15 protein-coding genes are annotated in these 21944 nt (G+C 40.5%); 13 read left to right on the top strand and 2 right to left on the bottom strand.

The window, feature by feature from the left end:
- Positions 1–1122, bottom strand: a complete 1122-nt coding sequence (gene csaB, locus ABE021_RS13655; RefSeq protein WP_430289375.1) for a polysaccharide pyruvyl transferase CsaB — start codon at positions 1120–1122, stop codon at positions 1–3.
- A 600-nt stretch (positions 1123–1722) separates the two neighbouring features.
- Between csaB and ABE021_RS13650 the strand changes: the two genes are divergently transcribed.
- From ABE021_RS13650 to ABE021_RS13600, 11 genes are all read left to right on the top strand, one after another.
- The gene (locus tag ABE021_RS13650; protein WP_430289373.1) at positions 1723–2442 is read left to right on the top strand and encodes a WecB/TagA/CpsF family glycosyltransferase; all 720 of its coding nucleotides are present in this window, start codon (positions 1723–1725) and stop codon (positions 2440–2442) included.
- A 54-nt stretch (positions 2443–2496) separates the two neighbouring features.
- Positions 2497–3771: a nucleotide sugar dehydrogenase gene (locus tag ABE021_RS13645; protein WP_430289371.1), complete on the top strand. Its 1275-nt coding sequence runs from the start codon at positions 2497–2499 to the stop codon at positions 3769–3771.
- A gap of 258 nt (positions 3772–4029) precedes the next feature.
- Positions 4030–5442 (top strand): O-antigen ligase family protein, encoded by a 1413-nt coding sequence (locus ABE021_RS13640; protein WP_430289370.1) that lies wholly within the window; start codon positions 4030–4032, stop codon positions 5440–5442.
- Between the two features lie 396 nt (positions 5443–5838).
- Positions 5839–9312, top strand: coding sequence for an S-layer homology domain-containing protein (locus ABE021_RS13635; RefSeq protein ID WP_430289368.1), 3474 nt, complete (start codon positions 5839–5841; stop codon positions 9310–9312).
- 944 nt (positions 9313–10256) lie between these two features.
- Positions 10257–11318 (top strand): hypothetical protein, encoded by a 1062-nt coding sequence (locus tag ABE021_RS13630; protein ID WP_430289367.1) that lies wholly within the window; start codon positions 10257–10259, stop codon positions 11316–11318.
- A 473-nt stretch (positions 11319–11791) separates the two neighbouring features.
- Positions 11792–12103 carry a hypothetical protein gene (locus tag ABE021_RS13625; RefSeq protein WP_430289365.1) on the top strand — a complete coding sequence of 104 codons (312 nt, stop codon included), beginning with the start codon at positions 11792–11794 and terminating at the stop codon, positions 12101–12103.
- Between the two features lie 756 nt (positions 12104–12859).
- A complete protein-coding gene (xerA, locus tag ABE021_RS13620) occupies positions 12860–13759 on the top strand; it encodes a site-specific tyrosine recombinase/integron integrase (protein WP_430289484.1) in 900 nt (299 codons plus the stop codon).
- Between the two features lie 4 nt (positions 13760–13763).
- On the top strand, positions 13764–14597 hold the full coding sequence (gene xerA / locus ABE021_RS13615) for a site-specific tyrosine recombinase/integron integrase (RefSeq protein WP_430289364.1): 834 nt from the start codon (positions 13764–13766) through the stop codon (positions 14595–14597).
- 17 nt (positions 14598–14614) lie between these two features.
- Entirely contained in the window at positions 14615–16522 is a 1908-nt protein-coding gene (locus ABE021_RS13610) for a tyrosine-type recombinase/integrase (protein ID WP_430289363.1), read from the top strand.
- A 16-nt stretch (positions 16523–16538) separates the two neighbouring features.
- Positions 16539–17372 carry a tyrosine-type recombinase/integrase gene (locus ABE021_RS13605; RefSeq protein ID WP_430289362.1) on the top strand — a complete coding sequence of 278 codons (834 nt, stop codon included), beginning with the start codon at positions 16539–16541 and terminating at the stop codon, positions 17370–17372.
- Between the two features lie 930 nt (positions 17373–18302).
- Entirely contained in the window at positions 18303–18938 is a 636-nt protein-coding gene (locus ABE021_RS13600) for a DUF1643 domain-containing protein (protein WP_430289360.1), read from the top strand.
- A 1048-nt stretch (positions 18939–19986) separates the two neighbouring features.
- Here ABE021_RS13600 and ABE021_RS13595 read toward each other — a convergent pair.
- Positions 19987–20520: a hypothetical protein gene (locus tag ABE021_RS13595; protein WP_430289358.1), complete on the bottom strand. Its 534-nt coding sequence runs from the start codon at positions 20518–20520 to the stop codon at positions 19987–19989.
- Between the two features lie 72 nt (positions 20521–20592).
- On the opposite strand from ABE021_RS13595, the gene ABE021_RS13590 reads away from it, so the two are divergent.
- Positions 20593–21075 carry a SepA family multidrug efflux transporter gene (locus tag ABE021_RS13590; protein ID WP_430289356.1) on the top strand — a complete coding sequence of 161 codons (483 nt, stop codon included), beginning with the start codon at positions 20593–20595 and terminating at the stop codon, positions 21073–21075.
- Between the two features lie 171 nt (positions 21076–21246).
- Complete coding sequence (locus ABE021_RS13585) at positions 21247–21768, top strand: MerR family transcriptional regulator (protein ID WP_430289354.1); 522 nt, start codon at positions 21247–21249, stop codon at positions 21766–21768.
- The last annotated feature ends 176 nt before the right edge of the window (positions 21769–21944 follow it).

Genomic DNA, 21944 nt, shown 5'->3' with positions numbered 1-21944 from the left:
TTAACGGCCTCCATTCAAAAACTGTTCCCGCAATAGATCGACATTGCGGATTGCTTCGCTTCGTAATACCTGGACGTTCGGTTCCATCATTTGTTTCAACGCATCGCTGTTATCCAGCGCATAAAGGGATTGTTCCAACAACCCTTCTTTTGTGAATGAACCCAGTTCGAATGAATGCTCCCACATCCCGGAACGCTTCAAGAAGCTCTCGACTTTTCGGTCATAGCTCAATCCGACGTGAGGGACGTTCGACAATGCAGCGAAAATCAGCGCATGCAAGCGGAGTGCAATCGTCAAATCCGTCTGTTCAATGAAGTTATAGAACTGGTTCGGAGTGAAGTGTTCGCCGAGAATCTTCGTCTGATTCGCGTGTTTCATCAGGGCTTGTACTTTTTTCGAGACATTCGTGTCATATGGCGGTTCCATCGGCACAAACACCGGCGTCACATTCCGTTGTTCGATCAATTCATCCAACGTCCACGCCATCTTTTCGATATATGCATCTTCATGCTCGAACCAAGGACGCGGGGCAACGGCAACTAACCGTTCTTCGCCCGTAAGATCTAGTGAATCATAAGCGGAAGTATCCGGATCGGACTTGAAAGCGAACACGATATCCGCTGTGACCACCGTCTCTGGCTTCGTCACACCCAAGTTCTCCAAGTACGTCTTCGAATACTCGTCCCGAACCGTGACGAAGTCCGCTTTGTTCGCAAGTCCTTTCATTAAGGTCTTGCCCCAGTTACTCGTAACAGGACCAATCCCTTGAGAGAAGAACATCACCTTCGTTCCGCAAAGTTTGGCTAAGAGGACGATGAGCAAGTAGTAGGGAAGGGGACCGAAGAGGAATTTCGTCGGGTACGTATCCTGCAGCAACCCGCCGCCTCCGGAAATGAGCAAGTCCGCTTTCCGAAGTGCTTTGACCTTCTCCTTGTTGCCATGACGCCATCCGCGATACACAGCAGAGACGCTGTGATCGGATGCTGTCTTCTCCGGAGAAAGTGAGAACACCGTAATCTCCGGATTATCCAACTCCGCACGCAAGTTATCGATGATGGCCTTCAAAATCGCCTCATCCCCAGTATTTCCTAATCCGTAAAACCCGGACAGTACAATTTTCAAATTAATGATCCTCCTTAGATGTATATGTACATTGTAGATGAATGAACGACGGTGTTTCTCTGCGCTGCAGGTGGACGCTTTCCGTGGGGCTTGGTGGGGAGCCTCCTCGTGCGCTGCGCTTCTGCGGGGTCTCCCCACCAAGCTGATCCCACAGGAGTCGCCACCTTCCGCTCCGTTCAACGGCTATTGCTATATATAACGTCCCTCATTGAAGAAGGATGCTTATTACGACACTTAGGTTTTCGGAGGCGTCCGCTCGACTCCTGGGGAATCAGCGAAAGCCGTGACGTAGGACGGCTTTTGCGAGTAAAAGCGAAGCGTTAGGAGCAAGAACGGGCTGCCTTAATTTCTACAAAAACTTAGAAATACGGCAAATCGAACTCTTCGTTGTTCGATTGGCTGAGATCGAGCCCCTAGGAAAGCGAGCGGTAAGCAGCCGAAAACCGTGGCAGAGGAATCTCTATATAGTAATAAATAATCAACCCAAGTCAGCACACTATCGGGCTAATTTTAGCACTATCTGAACAGGCTGTGCAACCTGTTGAGGTTTCTGCTATACTAAGACAATTGAAAGTAGCAACTGAGTGGGGGCACCCGAAGATGAAAGAGAGTTATTTAGGCGTGGACGTATCGCCTTTGACATACGAAGGAATCATTGAAGAAATCCGTCAGCGGATGGCGCAGAACGAACAATCGACAATCATCGCAGTCAACCCGGAAAAGGTCATGACTGCGCAGAAAGACCAACAAGTGCGCGAACTCATTAACGGCGCGACGTTCCAGATCGCGGACGGCGTCGGGATTTTGCTTGCGTCCAAATTGAAAAAAGGCACGATTACTTCCCGCGTAACGGGGGTAGATATGATGGCGCGCTTGTTGAAATTCGCACAAGACGACCAGCAGCCCATTTATCTTTACGGCGCTAAAAAAGAAGTGGTCGAAAAAGCGGCCGCATCGATCGCCAATGACTATCCTGGCATTCCCATTGCGGGGATGACCGATGGCTATGAAAAAGACGAAGAAGCGCTCGTGCAGCGCATCCAAGAAAGCGGTGCGCGGATCCTATTCGTCGCCCTCGGTAGTCCGAAGCAGGAATTATGGATTCGCCGCAACATGGACAGACTCCAAAACGTCCTAGTTTTTCAAGGAGTCGGTGGCAGTTTTGATGTGTTCTCAGGGACCGTTAAACGGGCACCGTCCTTTTTTCGGAAGACAGGTACGGAATGGTTCTACCGTCTGTGCAGTGATCCGAAACGCATCAAAAGGCAGCTCAACTTGCCGCGCTTTCTCGTGCGTGTATTGACAGACAAATCACAGTAAGCTCCAAAAGTAAGCAAGTAAACAATATATAATGAAGGAAAGAGGCAAATACCAATGAAAAAAAGCATTTGTATCGTAGGTCTTGGCTATATTGGACTTCCAACTGCCGTCATGTTTGCCAACCACGGCCATAAAGTTCATGGAATGGACGTCAACGAACCTGTCGTCAAGAAAATCAGCAACAAAGAGTTACATATAGAAGAGAATGGACTGCAGGAGTATTTGAACGAAGCGATTGACAGTGGCATGCTGACCGTATCGACAACACCGCAAAAAGCGGACGTCTTCATCCTGGCAGTTCCGTCACCGATCAAACCTGACAAAACAGCGAATCTTGAATACATCCGTTCAGCGGCGAAATCCATTGCACCGTTTGTCGAAAAAGGGAACCTGGTCATATTGGAATCTACAGTCCCACCAAAGACTGTCCAAGATATCGTCATTCCTGAACTCGTTCCAACCGGACTTGAAATCGGAACAGACCTTCTCGTGTCGCATTCCCCTGAACGCGTCATCCCGGGCAGAGTGTTCGAAGAGCTGGTCACGAACGACCGGATCATCGGGGGAGTCAACGAAGAATCAGCACGTGCCACATCGGAGCTGTACCGTTCATTCGTCAAAGGCCAGCTACACGAAACGGACGATACAACAGCTGAACTCGTGAAAGTTATGGAAAACACATACCGGGACGTCAACATTGCGTTTGCCAATGAACTTGCGAAACTGGCAGAAACGATCGATGTCGACATTTGGGAAGCGATTCGCCTTGCGAACTTCCACCCAAGAGTCAACATCCACCAGCCAGGCCCAGGAGTAGGCGGACACTGTATCGCAGTGGACCCATGGTTCCTAGTTGAATTGAATCCCGACCTAGCAAAACTGATCCATCTTTCACGTACAACAAACGATGGCATGCCGGAATATACGGCGCAGCTCACTGTGGATCTATTATCTGCATTGAACGCCGAGAATCCGAAAGTGGCGGTACTAGGGCTGGCGTTCAAAGGCAACATCGACGACATGCGCGAAAGCCCATCACTCGACGTCATTGAAGAGATGAAAGCAAAAGGTCTTGCAGTCTCAGCATACGATCCACACATTAAGACCAACAACATCGACGCACAGACTCAAGAACTGGAAGAGGCCTTAGAAGGCGCATCAGCAGTCGTCATCCTGACAAGCCACGACAGCTTCAAGCTGCTCGATCCAGAAAAAGCAGGCGAACTCATGAAGGACAAGCTCCTCATCGACGCCAAAAACTGCATCGACCGCACCAAGTGGGAACAAGCCGGCTTCCGCACACACGTACTAGGAAACTCGAAGAACTAATAGTAGTAAGATTTACCTCTATAGTAGCTATTCAATGAACGTTTCTATGTAATACACAACCCGTTGATTGAAGCGCAGGGCGGCGACTCCGGAGGGACCAGCGAAGGCTGAAGACCCCGCAGAAGCGAAGCGCCGAGGAGGCTGAAGTCGAGCCCCTCGGAAAGCGTCCGCCCGAAGCGCAAATCAACACAGTCTATACACTACCACTCACGAACTCATAATTAACCTAAACCATATACGAAAGAGGAACCTGTCCCAATGGAACTTAACCGACACAACATCATGCTCGCGCTCGTCGCTTTCGTCATGATCCAGCCGATCATCGACGTACTCACGACAGCGTCGCTCTTGTTCATCGACCTTCCGTTGACACTAGGCGTCATCATCCGACTCGCCTACCTAGGCATCATGGCCATCTGGATCGTCAACGAATCACGGAAAAGCAAACGCGCGCGGATGTATCTGCTGTACTTAGCAGGTCTCGCCGTATTCGTCATCATCAACTTCATCGTCGGATACACCGTCAAAGAACCGTTCTATATAATGCAAGAGCTGACGTACTACACGAAAGTCGTCTACTTCCATGTATTGCTCTTCGGTTTCATATTATTACTCGAATCGATGAAAAAAGAAGATGGCTCCGACAATGCACGGCAGCTCGTCAACTATTTCCTCATCGCATCCCTTACCATCAGTGTCGTCTTCATTATCGCGCACCTGACGGGTACAAGCATGGCAAACTATGCGCGTTCAAAAGAAGGATGGACGGGCTGGTTCTATGCCGGGAACGAAATCGGTGCATCGATGTCGATGCTCTTGCCGATCACAGCGCTTTTTGCAGTCTATAAAACAACGACGACTAGAAAGCTGTTGCACTGGCTGCCGTTCGTCCTGTTGTCAGTAGCCATGCTCGGACTTGGAACGAAAGTCGGCTATGGCGGAATCTTGATCGTCTTACTGAGTATCTTCTTCGGAAGTCTGCTATTACTCCTTACGACAAAAGAATATCCGGCTCGACAACGCGTGAAGGCGAATTCATTCGTCTCGTTGATTCTACTCATCATGCTGATTGTGGCAACGCCATTTACGCCAGTATTCGGCAATATGTATGCCCACCTCGACATTCTCGGGATTTCCCTTGAAAAACCGCCTGTTGAATTGGACTCAGAAGGTAACGAAATTCCTCCAGTAGAAGGAGAAGAGGAAGAACCGCTAATCTCAGGCGAACAATTTGAGAATCTAGTATTCAGCAGCAGGGAAACGTATAAAGCGAACTATGTCGAACAGTTCAAAGACGCGCCGATCAGTCAGAAACTTTTCGGAATGGGCTTCGCAGGAAACTACGATGCGCCACAACCGCATAAGCCGTTGAAAATGATCGAAATGGACTTCCATGACTGGTTCTTCTCATTCGGAATTCTCGGCTTCATTTATATGGTAGCGCCGATCGTGTGGTTTGCAGGAAAGTTCATCGTGAAACTGGTGATGAACCTTAAACAAAACTTCAATTACTTTAGTATTCTTACGGGAATCTCTTTCCTAGTCGGAATCGGTATCAGTTATACAGCCGGTCACGTCCTGACAGCGCCTTCTGTGTCGATCTGGTTGGCATTCTTGCTGGCAGTTGTCACAGTAGTATCGCGTGACGGAGATATACGACCTGAATTGTAAAACGAATTAAAAACAGCCCCTAATCGATTTTTCGATTAGGGGCTGTTTTTTCATGACAAAAAGTGAAGTGATTTGAAGCAAAAAAGGAAAGGATTTCTAGAGTTGAATAAGAGTTACTATTACAATCCTATCAAGCTTTTGCATTGTAATAGAAATATATAAAGGAATTTGTAACAGAATAGAAATGTTTAAACCCTCTTAAACTATTTGCAATCATTTTTAGGTTATGTATAATAGAATTAGAGTTAAATTATGACTATTTGTCTGTAATTCTTGAAATCTTTTTGAAGATTTGTAGATTTATAAGACAACTAATGTTATAGTTAAACTGTGCTTCACCGTCAATGGCGACATTGATGAAATTGGATTACCTAAAACAGGGAGGAATACCACACAATGGCTCAACAATCTTACAAAAAGTTCGTAGCATCAGCTGCGACAGCAACTTTAGTTGCATCTGCACTTATTCCAGTAGCATCGGCAAACGTAACGACTTCTGCATTCACGGACGTACCTGCTTCTTACAAAGATGCTGTAGATTTCGTAGTATCAAAGAACATCGCTTCAGGTAAAACTGAAACACAATTTGGCATCAGCCAGCAAATCACACGCGGTGACGCGGCAATCATGATCGCTGCAGCAGCAGGATTGAATGACAAAGACGCACCATCTGCAGGATTCTCTGACGTACCAACACGTGGTGCATTGGCAGTGAACTCTTTGAAAGCAGCTGGAGTGATTAACGGTAAAACAGCTACGAAATTCGGTTTCACTGACAACATCACTCGTGGAGAAGCAGCAATCATGCTTCAAAAAGCTTTTAAACTTGAAGGTGGCGACACTAAAAACTCATTCACTGACGTTAAAGACAGCTACGACGCTGCAGTTGACGCACTAGTTGCTAACAAAGTAACTAATGGTATCAACAAAACTCAGTTCGGTACTGGAAACCCTATCAAGCGCGGCGACTTCGCTAAGTTTGTATATGCGTTGAAAGACCAAATCAACATCTACTCATTGGATGTTAAAGAATTGAAAGCAAACAGCACAACTGAGTTTGAAGTGAAACTAGCAGAAGCACTTCCAGCTGACGAAGACGTTGCTAAATTGCTTAAAGTTAAAGTTGTTCTTAAAGATGGAAAAGTAGTTATGCCAGAAGCAACTAAAGTAACGCTTTCAACTGATCGCAAGACAGTTACTGTTGAACACAAAAATAACGACCTTGCTGGATTAGCTGGTACTTTGACAGTTAATGGTAAGAACCTTGACTTTGATTACGCTTCAACTGTAGGAGTTGAATCAGTAAAGGCGACTAACGCTAAAACTCTTACAGTAACATTTAATAAAGGGCTTTCTGTTGATGAGCAAAAAGCAGTAGCACTCACTGCAAAAAGAGACGGGTCTTCTGTTCTGGTTAAGTTCGACAAGTTCGATGGTAAAACAGCTACTATTGTAAGAACAAATGGTGCTGATTTCGCTAAAGGAACTTACGTTCTAGATGTAACAGGTCTTGGCGAAGCTATGACTGCAACTGTAGTTGTTGACGAAAAAGCAGTTACTAAAGTTGAAATTACAAACGAAAACTTGCTTGACGGGACATCAAAAGCTAAACTAGGCTTCGGTCTGAAAGATCAGTATGGCGAAGATGTTAAGTTCAGCACTAGCGATGTTACTTATACTGGTTATAATAAAACTAAATCTAGTAATGTAGCAATCCAGTATAACTCAACTGATGGTTACTACGTCGATACAGCTAGTAATGAAAAAGCATTTGAAGAAGGCGACATTGTAACTGTATCTCTTGTTCACGACAAAACTGGTAAATCTGTTGCTAAAGATTTGAAAGTTGTTGCTGGAGCACAATTGAACTCAGTAACTCTTGGAGCAATCAAACTTCCAGATAATAAAACTCTTCTTACGGAAGATTTGAAAGATGTAATGGTTCCTTATACTGCTTACAATCAATATGGAACTGAAATGAAGCTAGTAAATGACGGAAATATTAAGGTTATTGTTACTGACGAAACAGTACTTGACCCTGCTAGCGTTAAATTTAAAACAGATGCTGATGGTAAAAATTACATCAATATTGATGCATTCAAAAAAGCTGGAATGACTAATGTTATACTTCTTAACAAAGTTACAGGCGAAACAACTACTCTAGCACTAGAAGTTAATGAAAAAGCAGGCGTTGCTTATAACGTGCAATTAGCTGAAGGATCTGTTGACGCACCTGCTGGTGGAGTTAAATATGTAGATCTAGTCGTTACTGACAAATACGGTAATAAAGTTGAACCTAAAGATTACGCTGTAGCTAACAAATTTACAGTAGCTACATCAAATGAAACAGTTGCAACTGCTGCAATTGTAACAACTCCATCTGATGACAATTATGGTAAACTAAAAATCACAACTGTCGGTGCGGAAAAGAATCGTACTGCTAAAATCACTGTAACATTAAATGCAACTGGTAAATCATCTGTTGTTGATGTGAACGTTGCGGAAGCAGCTACACCATTCGATTTGACAATTTCTAAAGACAGTAAACACGCTAAGTCAATTGTTGAAACTGGAACTACAACAGTTAAGTTCGATGTATTTGACCAGTACAACAACAAATATGGAGCTACTCAAGCAGGATACACAGTTTCATATAAACTAGCAGATGCTAAGCAAAATGAATTTGTGCAACTAACAGATGCTGAAGGCTCTGTTGAAAAGGCTAAAGTTTCAGTAAAAGGTTTGAAAGCTGGATCTGCAACTGTTGTAGCTGAATTGAAAAATTCAACTAATGAAGTTGTTGATACTGTAGAAGTACCATTTACAGTAGTAGCTAACTCTTCAACTAAGTTCACTTATGCTGTTAAAGACATCCCAACTCTTTATAAAACGGGTGCAGGTGCTGATAACGTATTACAAGCAGCAGAAGTTGCTGGGAACGATTACTCAGAAGAAATTAAAGTGGATGCAGTTGCAGCTGACGGTTCACTAGTATCACTTCCATCTACAGCAATTCTTAACGTGGCAAGTGCATCAAGTGATGCAAGCGTTATAAAGAAAGATGGAAAATGGTATGTTACAGGTTCGAATTCAGCTCTTACTGAAGATAAAACAGTTGCTCTAACACTTAATGTGAAAACAGACGAAGGTGTTAAAACAATCACTAAAAATGTAGTAGTATCTGGACAAAAAGCTATGGTAAAAGAATTATCATTGATGGATAAGCCTGCTGCTTCTGGATATGATACTGCTAAAGAAGTTGAATCAATCACTACATCAACTTATGAAGGTGCTATCACTTTCACAGGTACGCAGAGTATATGGTCTGTTGACCAATTTGGTGTAGCAACTGATTACGTTGTTGCAAACGGTACTACAACTGCTAGTGCATCTGCATTCAACGGATTGAAGATGACATCTGATGACACGTTCACTACTGGAGCGAATACTGTAACAGTTACTGATGTTAATGGTGACACTGTTGCACCGGCTGGTTCAACGTACAAACTTTCAATTATTGACACAGCGACAGGCGCATTACTTGAAGTTCCTGTAAAAGTTACTAATGAAAAAATGCAATCAGATGCTTTTGCTTCAAAAGCTGATCTTGCAGCAGCTACAATTGATCCTATTACTGTAGCTTGGAATACAAACGACAGCACAACTAAAACTGATGTACTTACAGCAGTTGAAGCTGCAGTTAATGCTAAATTGCCGAAAGGTAGTGTGGTAGCTTCTTTCGCTGACGCACCTACATTTACATCAGCAGGAAAAGAAGCAACTAATTATGTGTTTAGCTTAGCGATTACTGGTACAGATTCGTCAACATCAACTGGAACTAAAACAGTTACAGTTACAGTTACTCCTTAATAAAACTAAACGAAATGTTACTATACAAGCTAGTATACTAGTGAAGTTAGTGTAACTATAACCCCATAAAAGATGACTTAGTAAGTCATCTTTTATGGGGCTTAGTTATAACTGTTACGGTCTAATTATTCGGTGTAATTCCGAATCTTGCTAAACAGTCTTAATGCAAGTGCCTAATCCTCCTGGGTCCAGTGATGCGCTGAGGAACTACGCAAAAGGGATTAAGTCAGGTAAAGTCGTACTCGGTAGTGCCGAGGCGGGGCTCCTTAAAAGACAACTATGGTCAGGAAAACGAATCCATGTAGGCAGGGTGAGGTAGTGGGTGTCGCGAAATTAAGCTAGGGGTTCGGCACTCATCCTTCCATATGAAATAATGGGATGGAGATTAGTGAAATTGACTGTTAAACTATTCTTTCTCTCTCCTGAATAGTGGAGATCTAAGGTTGTCAAAACAAGGGATGGACGTAACGGAACGTTTGAAGTCTTAGTAGGCTAGGTGATTCAGCACCCGTAATCCTATTAAGATGGCAGCAGGTTCGTAGTAGTGTGGATTGTTGGCCGTTTGTACTTGTAGGGTAACCTATGAGGAGGATAAAACCAGCAGGAGCGAAGGAACCTAGTCAGTGGTACGTATTCGAAAAGCTTATTTCCCTAAAAATAGCTTTCTAATAGAATAGTAGGGCCAATCACTTATATGTGATTGGTCCATCTATTTACCATTTACATAGGTATATTTTAATGGATTCAAAAGAATCATTAAAATCCAAGGGAATTGGCAGGAAATGAATACGACTGTTGATGGCACGCCGTATGCGATGAAAGTCGCTTGTCCGGTGTAGGCCCTAATCGAAAGCTACAGATGTGTAGTATAAGAAGGGAATAGCTTAAATGCAAATGCACTAAATACAGCTGGCACATATTCAGGTAACTATGAAGTAAAAACTTTGGGAACATATGGCCCAGGAACATCTACCACATTAAATGGCAACCTTTATGTTAATTCCAATGCTACTTTACAGAACCTAACAGTAAATGGAACTGTTTATGTAAATCCAGGTGACGATGGTACGGTTACGTTAAATAATGTGACTGCAACTAATATTGTAGTTTTATCTGGCGCCACTAACAGTATTCATCTAAATAACGTTACTGCAGATAGCCTAACTGTGAAAAATGATGATAGTGTTCGTATCGAATCAAATCCTGGCACAGCAATTACAAGCACAATCGTTCAATCAGGTGCAACTTTAGATGCTAAGGGTGGTTCATTCGGTACGATTGAATTGGTTCCAGCTACATCAGCTGCAATTGAGCTAAGAGGAGATTTTTCTGGAAGTTCAATTACTGTACCATCGAATGCAACAGTTGGTCAATTAGTAGTTGCATCAGATGCGAATGCTGTAACAGTAAATAACCAAGGTGCTATTTCAGAAGTTAAAGCAGATGCAGCTGTTAATATAACTGGTAATGCTCCTGCTAATAAGGATGAGTTTGATGCAGAACAAGGATTGATTACATTTTTAAACACTGCAAAAGGTTATAATTATACTGTTGACACTCCAGCAAAAGGTAACTACAAAGCAATTGCTGATTTAGAGGTTGCTGGAAATACAGTAACTATGAATATTAATGCATCAACTGATGTGGCTGCTATTGAAGCTATTGGAGCAAAGTCAGGTATGCAAGCTAAAGCAGATGCTGCGGGGAAAAAATTAGACGCTTATGCTACAGATTTATACGCTATGAATACACTTGCTAGATACCTTGGATCATTATATCGATTAGATACAGGTGTAACGATTGAAACAATCATTTATAACGATAAAGAATATACTTGGAATACAAGTGGTACTAACATAGCTAGTAACTGGGAAAATAACGGGAAAACTTTAGTATCTGAAGTTGTTGATAATAGTGTTAATCGTTCAGTTAGAAACGTTGATTTCAAAATTGTAAATGCTGATGACATACAGGTGCCTGTTAGTTACAAAACTGTATTACAGTGATACTTTCTGTTGAAAAATACTAGGGAACACTAAAATTATAAGCTAATCAGGTATTTCTATAAGTAAATGTTAGAAATAGTCCTCTAATCGTGCAATCGGTTAGAGGGCTTTGTGTGCTTGTCAGCTCTTATTTCTAATAAATAAAAGTCCCTCGTATACATGTAATGATTAGAAATGCTTAACTGACTGATACTGCTGGTGCCGTGAATTTCGTGTGGAAGGGTTAGAAGGGGAGAATCCTAATAGATGTCACATTCTCTGTGTTGATAGTATTTAGGGCTAACTTTATTGGAAAATGAAATTGACCTGTTGATGCAAATCCCATTTTATATACTGGTGGCGGTAACAACTTGTATCACGAAAGAAGGATAAGCAATGGGAAGCTGCAATATATTTAACTTACCGGATAGATTTATGAGAAACATATAAAATTATGCATGCACCTTGAGTCTTTAATAAAAAGGAGAATTTAAATGGCCATTGAATTAACAATACATTTATCAATGCAGGGCAGAAGGAAACCAGTTAAGATGAAACAAGATTATCATGGTAATCTGGACGAGTTGTTAGTAGGTAGTAAAATAATAGTGAATGCAATTACATGGAATAAATTTGATGAAGAAGTAGCAGTGAAACTGTCTTGTGATATTACAAAAGTTGAAGACGATAATATTTATGTACAAGTAGATGAAAATGGAGAAAAAGACTATAAGGATGCGAGAGAATCTGGACAAGAAGTCGAAATAATAGATTTTGAGGAGTATAGAAAAAATAAGTGTAGATGAAACTAATAGATATTTTGTCGGAATGTGAATCTGGTAGTTCATAAGCTGAGCCAGGAGTTTAAATAAATATGGAAATCTGATGGGCCATCTACATTATCAAGATGATTGAGCGAATCAAGATCTAAATGTTCTATGAAAGACAGAGATAAGATAGTATGTTATACTGGAACCATACCTAGTGCCATTGTGTCTTAGGTAAACTGGTGGCTGTATAGCATCCGTTTCAAATGCGATTCGCACAATAGGTAAAAATAAACCAACCTTATGCTTGCAGGCTCAGAGGCGGTTTATTTTTTTTGCCGGAAAACAGACACAATCTATGTATTGGTATGTATGTTGCTGTTGGCTTGCAAACATCAGGATCCCTGTAGTTTGCCTCTATTTCGATACGTCTCGTTCTACATACAAAACCAGATAACCTATGAGCCCTTTAACCAATTAATTGGTTGAAGGGCTTTTTGCTGTTCTTGCTTCATTGTAAAGTGCAATCCGCTCGTCGTTAGAAAAATAGAATATCATACCAGTTTATTCAGCGAAATGAAAAAGCTAGTGGTTCTTGCCTGACAACTGTTGCACAAGAAAAGCCTCTCTTGTAAAGAGCTTCTTATAACACTCTTAAAACCACAATAAAAGGAATTATCCACTGTAAAGAGCATGTCTTATCTATAAATCTTTTAATAAATCTCACGTTAGTATAAATACCGCAATCATGGGTCATATTGATAGTAACGAAGATGGCGTGATGAAAAGAGGGGAATCAAACTGAGTGAAACGAACACCTATTGGGAAAGTACCGCTGGTCATTTACTAGCAGAAACACGACAAGCATTAAATGAGTATTTACTAAGCCTGAAGTTAGCTGATAAGGCGGAAGCAACCATCGAGAAGTATCGCAGGATTATCGAAGCTTTTTTCAGGGAGTGCACCCTTCCGCTAGAAGAGATTACGAGTGACGATGTGTTAATGTGGTTAACCACTTTTTCGGAAGGGAAGAAACCACGCACGGTTGATTTGTATCTATCCGCGGTCTCTTCATTTTTCAGCTTTTGTTTAGAAGAAGAGTATATGGAAATCACCGTCGTAAAAAAACGGTGGCGACCTAAGATTCCTCACTCGTTGCCGAAGTACTTGGACGAATTTGAATATGCTCGTGTGAAAGTGAGTGCTGAACAGCTATCGATTCGAAATCGTGCCCTGTTGCTATTCCTTTTTTCTACGGGATGTCGTGTCTCAGAAGTCGCTAGTTTACAGGTTCAGGATATTGATTTTAACAAACGAAAAGTGGATGTTACGGGGAAAGGACGAAAAATAAGACAGATTTATTTTTCTGAGGAATGTGGACTTGTCCTGCAAGACTATTTGGAAAAGCGTTCAGCTGAACCATCCGATCCGTTATTCATGAATAAATTTGGTAAGGGTCTTCAAGTACAGGGGATTCGAAAAGTGTTGAAAAAGGTGGGTGGTGAAGCTGGACTCGTTCAATCCTTTCATCCCCATATGTGTCGCCATACATTTGCGACCAATATGCTCGCAAGAGGAGCCGATTTACAGTTCATCGCAGACGTATTAGGGCATGCCGACCTCAACACCACACGAATTTATGCACAAATCCCAACGGAAGAGATGCTGTTAACCTATCAAAATATTATGGGGTGAAAATGTGAATCAAGAAGTCATTAAACAATTCTTTCTAGATAACCACAATCAATTCAGTCCAGAGACCGTACGTGCGTACAACTTAGCGCTCTCTCAATTCTTTACCGTGTGTGATAAGGGCGTGGAAGATGTGAAAGCGAGAGACATCCGGAACTGGTTAGAAGTCATGACGAATGATGGGCTTCAGTCGCGTAGTATCCAACTTAAGCTCGTCGCGCTAAAATCTTTCTACCGTTATTGTATGGAAGAAAACAAAATTAATAAGAATCCGACTTTAAAAGTCGTTACACCGAAAAAGGTTGATTCTCTTCCTTACTACCTATCAAAGCGACAACTGGCCATGCTGCAGGAGCACACAAAGGACAATATAAGAGAGCGGGCAATTATTGAAACATTGTATGCCACGGGGGTACGAGTAACTGAATTACTGAATATTAAACTCGAAGATATCAAATGGGAAACCAGACAGATCACGATACGAAAAGGAAAAGGAAACAAAGGTCGAATTGTCCTCTTTAGTCATGCCTGTGCAGAGCGATTGGAACGATATCTTGAAATTAGGAAGTATGATGGTGACTACCTATTTTCGAATAAAAGAGGACAACCCATTAGTCGTGACTTAGTTCAAACGAAGTTTCGCGAGTACTCAGAAGCACTCGGTTTCAAAGTGAGCCCGCACACATTAAGGCATACATTTGCAGCAAACTTAGCGGAAAAGGGAATGGATTTTACGTATATTCAAGAATTACTAGGGCATTCCAATATTAATAGTACTAGAATCTATACGCGTTTGATGAATCCTGAACGGAAGAAAAAGTATGATCAATATCAACAGTAAGAAAAGGGGATGTAGAGATGGCAGAGCATTGGGAGGTGAATTGTAAAGGGCTGTTGGAAGAAAACCACACGATACTCAATTTATTTTTACGTAGTCTAAAAGAGAAGAATAAAAGCCAAGAAATTTTGAAACGCTATCGGGCTGCTTTACAATACTTTTTCTTAGCACATCTAGTTTCGTATAAGGTGGTTACTGGAGATATGCTTGAGGTCTGGCTTACCAAACAGAGAGCACAAAAAAAAGATCGCACCGTGAACGAATATCTAAAAGCACTACGTGCCTTCTATAATTTTTGTGTACAGGAACAGCATCTTGATACTTTTCCGCTCGATGCGAGTCTGCAGGTCATATCTAGTAAAGAACGGTACTGGGAATTGAAAAGCACGCTTCCGAATCCAGACAATCAACTAATCGTGAATCAGTTCTTGCTTCATATGAAATCGCTAGGAAGAACAGAGCATACGATTGTGTCGATGCGAATTTATTTACAACGGATCTTCAAGGAGATCGATCAATCACTTCGTCAGCTAACACGGGAAGAAATTGAACAACGTGTGGTAGATACGCATCAACAACGTAGCGAATCGGCGAGGAATGGGATGTGGAGTACATTGCGGTCCCTCTATGAGTATTGTTGGGAGAATGAAATTCTGGATGATACACCGCTACGTAATAAAAGGAAGTTTGCCGAAGCCACCGATCTCTACTGGGAACTTAAAGGACGATTCACCGTGGAAGAGAACAAGGATGTGGTCAATGCGTTCTTATTATATTTGAAGAATAAGAGACGAACAAAAAAAACGATTGTTGAATATGGAATCTTCCTGCAACGTTTTTTTGGTACGAATCCTGTCAACTTTAGACAAGTGAATCGGAAGCAGATTAAGGAGTGGTTTTCCCTGCAAGACCCAGACTGGAGCATGCGAACCATCAACAACTACAAGCAGGTGCTGCGTTCATTTTATTTCTTCTGTGTCCGTAAGGAGTATATGGAGAAATCGCCCATCCACTACTTCTGGGTGGAGAAAAATGCGTCCAAAAAGTACTGGGTGACAGATAAGACTTTTAGTAGCCCAACCAACAAGGAAGTCGTGAATGAGTACTTGCAGTCTATGAAAATTTCGAATATGAGTGAACAGACAATTATTCTTTACAAGCGCACGTTAGAAGTCTACTTTGTACAGAAAGAGGAAGAATTTTCAACGATATCTTTTGATGAAGTCTTGCAATGGGTTATTCAGCAACAAAAGGTTGTCCAAGCGACCACGGTTAACGGACGGTTATCGGTGCTTGCTGCTTTTTTCACGTTTTGTGTGGAGGAGGGCTATATGGAGTGCGTTCCCATTAAGACGAGGTGGTATATGCGAGAACCGAGGCCGATACCGAGGTATCTTGAAAAAGGAGAGCTGGCAAAAGTACGCCAACAAGCGGAAAAGGAACTCCTTCGCAATCGAATTATTATAGAATTCCTACTATCTTCAGGGTGTCGCATACGCGAACTCCATCTACTGGATAAAAAAGATGTGGACGTAGATACCCGAACCGCCTGCGTGTTGGGCAAAGGCGGAAAAATTCGTGAGGTGCATTTTTCCGTAACATGTGCGCTCTTATTGGAACGATATTGGGAGATGGAAGAGGTAAAGGAAGAAGAACATCCTGCCTTATTAGTGTCAAGAATAGGAACGAGGCTCGGCATGTCCCGTATGCGGAAAATCATCAATCAACTTGGGGAAGGTTCAGGAATCAAGGGTTCCTTATACCCGCATCGCTTCCGCCATACATTTGCGACTGAGTTATTGACTAAGGGTGCTGAACTTGATTTTATTGCGGATGAACTTGGTCATGCGAACTTAGAAACGACGAAAATTTATGCACGGATTCCGAAGTGGAAATTAATTCGTTTATACAGAAGATATGTGGGATAAGAAAGAGGAGAGAATAATGACGAATGATACTATTGAGCAGTTTAAAAACGATTATCAGCTTCGATTGGCATCCACCACGATTCAAAATTACCAATTTGACATCTACCAACTATTCGAACAGACGGGGAAGCCGTTTCAAGAGATAACCCGAAAAGATATTCGAAACTGGTTGATGTGGTTAGAGGAAAAAGGCTACAAACCGACTACTATAAATGGTAAGTTAATCGGGGTCAAAACCTTTTTTAAGTATTGTTTGGAAGAAGGATGGATTGCCACGAATCCCGTCCAGTCGATCCCGTACCCAAAGATTCCTGACAAAGTACCGATCTATTTATCGAAATCTGAACTTGTGCAACTCCGTGCCTGTGTCCAACATAGTTTGTTGGAACGGGCCATCGTCGAAATGTTTGTCTCAACAGGGATTCGAATGAGTGAGCTGGTCGCAATGAAAAAAGAAGACATCAATGAAACGGATCGAAGTATTCACATTCCGGATGGCAAAGGAAATCAAGGGAGAATCGTCTTGATCAGCCTGGAGAGCCTTCAGTATGTTCAGGCATACTTAGCAAGTCGGACCGATGAATTGCCGTATGTGTTTATTAATCATGACGCAACTAATCGAATACGTCGACAAAAAATTAATGCGAACTTCCAGGTATATTCCGAACGGTTGGGGTTTCATGTACATCCACATATGCTACGGCATACGTTCGCTGCACACCTTGCTCAAAAAGGGATGCCCGGCGAAGCCATTCAACAGCTGCTTGGACACCAGAGGCCAGCGACCACTCAACTGTACGCTCGATTGTTTAACCACGCCCGAAAAGAAATGTATGACAAATGGATGTAAGTTGAAGACACATGCAGGGGACAGCCATGCAGGTTTCTACATTGTCATTCTTCAACCGCATCATTCGGTTGAGGTGGACGGTACAGGTTTTGCAAAACTATAATATTGTTATAAATGCGCGTGCGCTGCACAATTCAAACACTAATTAGTTATTTTAATATGTGAATGAAAGCGAAGGACCTCTAATCGAGAAATCGGTCGGAGGGCCTTTCTATTTAACTTTCAACTCTACATTCACTTATTATAGAACTATTCTTTTGCCTTCACATGCGAATCAACCAGCATTTCAAGCAGATATTAAAATCAAGAATACAAGTAACGTCATCATCCATTCAACCGGGTGAGGACGATATCTAATTTAGGAGGTTTTGTAGACAAGCAAGAACTAAATAGAATCCACTTAGATTGTTATGCGAGTCTAAGTTATGATTTATTTAAATTTCTTTGACACGTGGCAATCATCTGGCCAAACTATCTGACCCAGGAAGTAATGAATTCAACGCCTATGGATCTGTAAAACCCATCGGGGAAGTTGTATCAGGTAGTTCTGTAGGTTCAACTGATTCTCATTGGCAGTTTCAAAAATGCTGTAAGTTTTCAGGAACAATATGATATCAGAGGTAGACGGGTGAGAACTGGGGATATTTGGCGATTAAGTCATTGACAATCTATTTTAATATATTGGGAGTATAGGGGGGAAAGGATACATTTGATATGAAGATTCTTTTAATATTTATAAATGGACAATTCTGATATAATACTAATAAAAGAGATTAATCATAGTATTCAACAATTGGGCCGTGTATTTATGGAACAATTTTTATATAGCGTAGAAAACTAAATACTGAACAATATTTATTTTGAAATTAACATTTCTTTAATTTGATTCTCGGTTTGTATTTCTTATAGTAACCAAATAGGAGTGGGAAAATGGCTAAAACGTACGACTTAACAAAAGTTGATCAAACTGTAATTGCTATTGATGAAGAAACTTTTATAGGAGATGTAGATGTCCGATATTCTTTAACAATTCCATTTCTTAACCGAAGAGAGGGTTTGTCAGTAGGTATTGTATTAATGAACCCATCAGAAGCCAACGCGAATACATCAGATAGTACCGTTAATAAACTAATAGATTTTTTTTATGACTATCAGGTACATAAACAACCAATTAAAAATATTACCATTTGTAATGTTTTACCCGTTTATGCCAGTAATACAAAATCGACTAAAACAAAAATTAGGGATTTACACGTAGCAAATGTTCTAGATAGAGTTCAAAAACTAAATGAAGCCAAGCTGAAAGTGGAAATGGAGAATAAGAGCCTAATTGTATTAGCTTGGGGGAAACCAGAAGTTAAAACTATTCCTAATTTGTTTTATTACAAAGAAGTTCTGCGCATTGTTGATTTACTTTCTACATTACATGAAGACAATCTATATGTTTTAGACATTAAGAATGCTATTAGCACTTTTACTGAGCATGGGGATCCGCGGCACGCTGGACGTTCTGTTACTTTAAAAGACTTAAAAAAGATAAAAATCTCAGATTTATTTGGTCTATAAAAGTTGTTGTAACAATTTTAAAGACAAATTGACTGACTTGTTATGTAATAGGGAGCGATAATGGGTGCGAAATGCTCCTAACTCAAATGAAAAGTGGCCACACAATTTCGGTAAAGATTTGTCAGTTTTAGGTTTCCTAAAAACGGAAGGGGTATATCGAGAAGTCGAATGAGGAGGTAACGCTCTGAAAGGCTTCCTCTGCGTCGAGACAGGCCAGTTAAATAAGAACATTCTAGGTAATCAGGAAGGGGCAAGAGCAATGGATAGATTTGTATTGCCTCACATGTATTTATTTTTTGGAATCATAGTATTTATTTTGGCAGAGTTCACGGTTCAAGCAGGAGGCTTTTATTGGCTTATACTTTACATTTCAATATCATGCATTGTTATTGGATTGATATGGAATGTCATATTATTGTTTTTTAAAAAGAGAAGTTAATCGTTTAGCATAACTTATACCAATGAATTCTACTATCGGGGGGAACTGCAAAAGGTTATTGCTCGAAAGCTTCCCATGCTAATTTAATTTGCGATTTTATAAAACCAAGTGGCTTTTTTACCGATTCTTCTACATTCACATATCTGATGATCATGGCTAATTCAGATTCAGCCTGATCTTAAACAATAAGTACTTAAAACAACAACAAACAAAAGCAGTTGGTGGTGTTGGTTAAAAATCAGGAATATTCATTTCCCTTTTTCTATCAGAAATCAAAGCTAATATTTTCAAAAAGAGAGTTACTAGAAAAAAGCATGTCCAACTCTTAAAGTTTACTAGATATAGCTGTGAAAACTCACAGTAAGCTCATAGAGAACCTTTGAAATAAAATACGAGTGTTTATATCATTTTAAGTTGCAATAGGGTTATAAGGGACTTGAGAGGTGTTTTAAAAGCTGCAAAGAAAACAATGAAATACTGACCGCTTACTTGAGTTAATTTATTGATTCACAAACTATGATTTGATGTTTTCCAACAAATTTTGTTACAATTAAACTATATTCATAGTATAAACAAAAAAACCTTACTAATTTAGTAAGGTTTTTTTGTTTATACTACCATGAAAATCCAATATACTAATGTTTTAGCGTCACTCTTAGGGACTCCAGCTTTAATTAATTGTTTTTCTATATATGCTTTACTACCGTTTTCCGGTTTTGCCAATACGTTTGATATCTGTCTGCTGTATCTTTTTACCAAAACACTGTATTTTTTGCTAAATGGTTTTAATAACCAAGAAAGAGCAGTACCTCCATGTTTAACTGTTACGCCTAAAGCTTTTAAAGCTTTAAGAGGAGCAGTAACAACGCCTCTTGCTTGAACTTCATCTTTGTATGTTAGTCCAATGCTTGAGTAGTATAAGCCTTTTGCTTTTTCTAGATCAGCAAGAAAGTTCGGGTTGTCCTCTAAACTTTCTTGTAAAAGGTTTAAATCAGTGACTAGCGCTTCATTACCTGTCGACTCTATTGAACTAGCACTTGCTTTGGTTGCAAAACCAGGTAAAATAACGCTTAGAGTTAACATGGCAATAAGACTGAAAATAATAGATGTAAAAGCTGTCTTGTTTTTAAGTAACGTATTCAAATCAAAATTCTCCTTTTTATAAATATTTTTTTGGAAATAACTACAAAATAACCGTAACTTTGGAGGGATAATTTGTCAACTACTAAAAGTAATAAAAGGGATATCGCGTCTATTCTAGCAATTATTACCGTATCATTAATTGTTATAATTGTTACTATGGCGTTTTTAATACTTCCCTTTTTCGGGATGTATGGCTTATATGAAATGTTTAACAAAGCTAATTTGATTGAGATTACATTTTCAGATAGTTTTATGAAAAATGTAATGTATTTTGGTTTTATATTGCTTGTGATATATCTCATTACACTTATTTTAGATATACTGTCTAAAATTATAATTTTTATTAAGAAGAAAAAAATAGCTGTATCAAAGGGAACTATGATTTTTAATTACTGCATACAAGCGATATTAAGCACTTATATATTTAAATTGCTGGTAGATAACTATTTTTCAAAGATTGATATTTCTTTACTAGGATCGTTCTTATCCTTTGTAGTCGTGTATTTGATTTATTATGCGATAATTGATGATTATGAAATTGAACAACAGAAGTAGAGTCAAACTTAATCAAGAGGATTTAATTAAAGAGTTCTTATTCATTATGCATTCAAAAAGACAATCGGTCATTAATCCGGTTGTCTTTTTTGAATGTAACTAAGCTCATTCGGCATTCTAAAAGGTTTTGTAAAAGTCTTATAGAATTGAATTGCGAGGTGAAATAAACCTATGGAAAATGAATTTGGGTACTTCTCAAAAGATGTTGCCATTGAATTGGAAATCACGACATCGACGCTTAGAAGGTGGTCCATCGAATTGGAGAAACAAGGGTACTCATTTCAACGCAATGAAAAAGAGCAGCGTATCTACTACGAACGCGATTTTAAAGCGTTCAGAGAACCGAAGAAACTTCTCGTCAATTCAGTCCCATTCAAAGACTCCATAAATGCAGTAGCAACAAGAGATTTTGAGAATGAAAACGCCCAAAAGATGCCTAGCGTTTATTCTGAAACCATGCGTTTATCAAAGCGTGAAGTAGAGGATATTGTAAAAAAGGCAATTGAAGACGAGAGGGAAATCCTTCTGGATGCATTGGAAAAAAGAATGAGCGACACGATTGAAATGCGTGATCGATTATTAACGCAACAATTGCGTTCAGCGATAGATGAAAGCCAAAAACAACTTGCTGCTGCTTCAGACACACCAGAAAAAAAGTCATGGTGGCAACGATTGTTCAAAAAAAAAAAGTAGATTTGCAAATAACTTTCTAAAACTGTCTGGCCAATATCAAATGCACACACATCAAAAGCCCTCAGGAGCTCTTAAAAGCTCCTGAGGGCTTTTGAAATACTTTCCCCTTACCTCTGGAATCTCCTGTCTCTGATCTCCGTATCTAAAAACGCTTGTAAGGGGGAGCGTCAGAAAAA

Source organism: Sporosarcina gallistercoris (genome assembly GCF_050459885.1).
GTDB classification, from domain to species: Bacteria; Bacillota; Bacilli; order Bacillales_A; family Planococcaceae; genus Sporosarcina; species Sporosarcina gallistercoris_A.
This window is presented reverse-complemented; position numbering and strand designations above follow the sequence as displayed.

What these genes read in the sequence shown, in the direction of transcription:
- ABE021_RS13650 (WP_430289373.1), top strand. Translation starts at nt 1,723, where the DNA reads ATGAAAGAGAGTTATTTAGGCGTGGACGTATCGCCTTTGACATACGAA.
- ABE021_RS13645 (WP_430289371.1), top strand. Translation starts at nt 2,497, where the DNA reads ATGAAAAAAAGCATTTGTATCGTAGGTCTTGGCTATATTGGACTTCCA.
- ABE021_RS13640 (WP_430289370.1), top strand. Translation starts at nt 4,030, where the DNA reads ATGGAACTTAACCGACACAACATCATGCTCGCGCTCGTCGCTTTCGTC.
- ABE021_RS13635 (WP_430289368.1), top strand. Translation starts at nt 5,839, where the DNA reads ATGGCTCAACAATCTTACAAAAAGTTCGTAGCATCAGCTGCGACAGCA.
- ABE021_RS13625 (WP_430289365.1), top strand. Translation starts at nt 11,792, where the DNA reads ATGGCCATTGAATTAACAATACATTTATCAATGCAGGGCAGAAGGAAA.
- ABE021_RS13610 (WP_430289363.1), top strand. Translation starts at nt 14,615, where the DNA reads ATGGCAGAGCATTGGGAGGTGAATTGTAAAGGGCTGTTGGAAGAAAAC.
- ABE021_RS13605 (WP_430289362.1), top strand. Translation starts at nt 16,539, where the DNA reads ATGACGAATGATACTATTGAGCAGTTTAAAAACGATTATCAGCTTCGA.
- ABE021_RS13600 (WP_430289360.1), top strand. Translation starts at nt 18,303, where the DNA reads ATGGCTAAAACGTACGACTTAACAAAAGTTGATCAAACTGTAATTGCT.
- ABE021_RS13585 (WP_430289354.1), top strand. Translation starts at nt 21,247, where the DNA reads ATGGAAAATGAATTTGGGTACTTCTCAAAAGATGTTGCCATTGAATTG.